General features: G+C 44.4%; 4 protein-coding genes. All 4 read left to right on the top strand.

The window, feature by feature from the left end:
• Positions 1-135 precede the first annotated feature (135 nt).
• The 4 genes from ATH1_RS0117690 to ATH1_RS0117675 all read left to right on the top strand — a co-directional run bounded on the left by ATH1_RS0117690 (position 136) and on the right by ATH1_RS0117675 (position 3,778).
• The gene (locus ATH1_RS0117690; RefSeq protein WP_010424052.1) at positions 136-1,458 is read left to right on the top strand and encodes an aminotransferase class I/II-fold pyridoxal phosphate-dependent enzyme; all 1,323 of its coding nucleotides are present in this window, start codon (positions 136-138) and stop codon (positions 1,456-1,458) included.
• 176 nt (positions 1,459-1,634) lie between these two features.
• Positions 1,635-1,868 carry a 4Fe-4S dicluster domain-containing protein gene (locus tag ATH1_RS0117685; protein WP_010424053.1) on the top strand — a complete coding sequence of 78 codons (234 nt, stop codon included), beginning with the start codon at positions 1,635-1,637 and terminating at the stop codon, positions 1,866-1,868.
• A 55-nt stretch (positions 1,869-1,923) separates the two neighbouring features.
• A complete protein-coding gene (locus ATH1_RS0117680) occupies positions 1,924-3,009 on the top strand; it encodes a 3-methyl-2-oxobutanoate dehydrogenase subunit VorB (RefSeq protein WP_044115494.1) in 1,086 nt (361 codons plus the stop codon).
• Position 3,010: 1 nt separating this feature from the next.
• Positions 3,011-3,778: a thiamine pyrophosphate-dependent enzyme gene (locus ATH1_RS0117675; RefSeq protein WP_010424057.1), complete on the top strand. Its 768-nt coding sequence runs from the start codon at positions 3,011-3,013 to the stop codon at positions 3,776-3,778.
• Positions 3,779-3,844 lie beyond the last annotated feature (66 nt).

Below are 3,844 nucleotides of genomic sequence, written 5' to 3'. Positions count from 1 at the left end.
TGATGAAACGAGCATGGCAACGTTTTCCACAACAGAACATGTATAAGTTATTGCATGCGTGTTCCATCAGACCTTAAAAATAAATTTTAGACTGGGCTCACTGATGAATATTGAACCTTTAAAAGACTCACTATAATGTCAAAAAAAAATCCGTTTCCAATAAACAAAGAAGTTATTTTACAGCTTCGGGAAGAATTTGGAATTAACAGTTTGGCTTACTGTACCATCCGTCAGATTGTTCAATTGGTTAACAGTTTGCAGGAAATGTTTGAGGTAAAATTTATCCGAACGGAGATGGGGGTTCCCGGCCTTGATGCTCCTGATCTGGGTGTCAATGCCGAAATGGATGCCCTGAAGCGAGGTGTTTCATCGGTTTACCCGCCCATTGAGGGGGTAAAAGCGTTGAAACAGGAGTTATCACGATTTGCAAAGTTGTTTCTTGATATTAACATTGATCCTGCCGGTTGTATTCCGACTGTAGGGTCAATGCAATCGTCGTTCATTACTTTTATGGTAGCCAACCGGCGCGATCCGGAAAAAGATACGACCCTGTTTATTGACCCCGGTTTTCCCGTTCATAAACGCCAGGTTGTACTACAGGGAATGAAATATGAAAGTTTTGATATCTATAACTACCGCGGAGAAAAACTTCGCGACAAATTGGAATCCTATCTCAAAGAGGGGCATATCAGTACTTTTTTGTATTCGAATCCCAATAACCCGGCCTGGATATGTTTCACCGATAAGGAGTTAAGGATAATCGGTGAATTGGCCAATAAGTATGATGTTATTGTGATGGAAGATCTGGCCTATTTCGGAATGGACTTTCGGGAGAATTACGGCGTTCCCGGTGAGCCTCCCTATCAGCCCACTGTTGCGAAATACACCGACAACTATGTGTTGCTCTTTTCAAGTTCCAAAATTTTCAGTTATGCCGGCCAACGCATTGGAAGCCTTTTGATTTCCGATAAATTGTTTTCCAGGCCTTTTGACGGATTGGCCAAAGTTTTTAACTCCGGCCGGTTTGGTATTGCCATTCTGCAGGATGCCCTTTATTCTACAACTGCCGGCGCTCCTCACTCTCCGCAATACGGATTTGCCGCATTGTTGAAAGCTGTTAATGACGGACGGTTCGATTTCGTTTCCTATGTAAGCGAGTATGGTGAGCGTGCCGTGATCATGAAAAAACTGTTCGTCGAAAACGGTTTTAAACTGGTTTACGAAAAAGATGAGGAGCGGGATGTGGCCGACGGATTTTATTTTACAGTCTGCTATCCGGGAATGACCGGGGAAGAATTGCTTTCAGAACTGATTCGCTATGGCATCAGTGCCATCACTCTGGATACTACGGGCAGCAGTCGCACAGAAGGACTCAGGATTTGTGTTTCGCATACAGGAAAGGATAGAATGAATGAATTGGAAGAGCGTTTGAAACTATTTGCCCGGAGTCGTGGATAGGAAGGAAATTTAAAATGCATATAAACAACCGTCTTAAGTGACTGATTTTTCAAAAGGTTACAAATCGTAATTCTATTTATTCGCTTTGTTTATAGGAAATAATGATAGGTGTCATAAGGCCGGGTTACAATTTTTATCTAAATTCGTAATAGAGTAAAAAATCAAACCGATTAGTTATGGCAAAAATGATAGGAACCATAGAGGTTGATGTAGAAACCTGTAAGGGCTGTTCGCTTTGTGTGGAAGCCTGTCCGACCAATGTTATCGCGTTGGCCGACGAAGTTAACGGGAAAGGTTATAATTATGCTTATCTGGTCAGTCAGGATGGATGTAATGGTTGTACCAATTGCGCCGAAGTATGTCCCGATAGTTGCATCACCGTTTACAGAAAAAAATTAGAAATGGTCTGATGCGCTGTTAAATAGAATGCTTAACAGAATTCAGAACTAAGAAACCATAAAGCCGATGAGTGAACTAAGGTTAATGAAAGGCAATGAAGCCATTGCCGAAGCAGCTATCCGCTGTGGCGCCGACGGGTATTTCGGGTATCCGATTACCCCGCAGTCGGAAGTGATGGAAACGCTTATGGCCCTGAAGCCATGGGAAACAACCGGAATGGTGGTCTTACAGGCCGAAAGTGAAGTGGCCTCTATCAATATGTTATATGGCGGAGCAGGATGTGGCAAACGTGTCATGACTTCTTCTTCCAGCCCGGGTATCAGTTTGATGCAGGAAGGTTTGAGTTATATGGCCGGTGCTGAATTGCCCTGCCTGGTTGTGAATGTGGTGCGTGGCGGTCCGGGACTGGGCACGATACAACCTGCTCAGTCGGATTATTTTCAGGCTGTTAAAGGAGGAGGACATGGTGACTACAAATTGATAGTTCTGGCGCCATCATCTGTTCAGGAAATGGCCGATTTTGTAGAACTGGCTTTCGATCTTGCATTTAAATACAGAAATCCTGCCATGATCCTTTCGGATGGAATGATTGGTCAGATGATGGAAAAGGTTGAATTAAAGCCTCAGAAGAAGCGCTGGACAAATGAGGAGATTGATGAGATGCATCCCTGGGCAACCACCGGGAAAAAGAAAGACCGTGAACGTAATATCATTACTTCTCTTGAACTGGACCCCGAAAAGCAAGAGAAAGCCAACGAGAGAATACAGGCCAAGTACAAAGAGCTTCAGGAGAAAGAAGTACGGTACGAAGCTGTTGATACCGACGATGCTGAATATTTACTGATGGCTTATGGAAGCAGCGCAAGAATATCCTTAGCTGCCAAGGAAATTTTGCGGGCGAAGGGACTTAAAGTTGGTCTTCTCAGACCCATTACACTTTTCCCGTTCCCGGTGAAACAGCTACAGGATTTGGCCGGACAGCTTAAAGGTGTACTTTCGGTAGAGATGAGCAGTGGTCAAATGGTGGAAGACATCAGGCTGGCCGTTGAAGGTAAAGTAAGAGTTGAACATTTCGGGCGTTTAGGTGGCGTTGTTCCTTCACCGGAAGAGGTAGCCAATGCGCTCGAACAAAAACTGATAGGAGGCAAATAATATGGAAGCCGTGATCAATGAAATAAAAAAACCTGAAAACCTGGTTTATGGCAAAACGAAGGTTTTGACCGATAATGTAATGCATTATTGCCCCGGATGCAGTCACGGGGTAGTACATGTGGCTTTGGCAGAGGTTCTTGAAGAAATGAATATACAGGACCAGGTAATCGGAGTGGCTCCTGTGGGATGTTCGGTTTTTATGTATAATTATATCGATATCGATTGGCAGGAAGCAGCTCACGGACGTGCACCCGCTCTGGCCACTGCCATGAAACGTCTGCGCCCCGACCGGTTTATTTTTACCTATCAGGGCGATGGAGACCTTGCTGCTATCGGCACTGCCGAAACCATCCATGCCTGCAACCGGGGTGAAAATATTGTCATCATTTTCATTAATAACGGTATTTACGGTATGACCGGCGGACAAATGGCGCCGACTACCATTGAGGGTATGCAAACATCGACCTGTCCGTTTGGACGGGAACCGACACATGACGGAAATCCGTTGAAAATGACCGAATTGCTTGCACAGTTGCCGGGAACAGCCTATGTGACCCGTCAAGCGGTTCATACACCCGGCGCTGTTCGCAAAACGAAGAAAGCCATCCGGAAGGCTTTCGAAAAGCAAAAGGAGAATAAAGGCACTTCTGTTATTGAAGTTGTTTCTACCTGTAGTTCCGGATGGAAAATGACACCTGTCGAGGCCAATAAATGGATGGAGGAAAACATGTTCCCGTTCTATCCTTTGGGCGATTTTAAAAATGTATAATATAAATTTGGACTATGAAGGAAGAAATCATAATAGTCACCGATAAGGAGTTAAGGATAATCGGTG

Origin of the sequence: Anaerophaga thermohalophila DSM 12881, assembly GCF_000191885.1 — a bacterium.
In the GTDB taxonomy this organism is placed as follows: Bacteria; Bacteroidota; Bacteroidia; order Bacteroidales; family Marinilabiliaceae; genus Anaerophaga; species Anaerophaga thermohalophila.
Note: the sequence above shows the minus strand (reverse complement) of the source record. Positions and strands in the feature narration are given on the sequence as shown.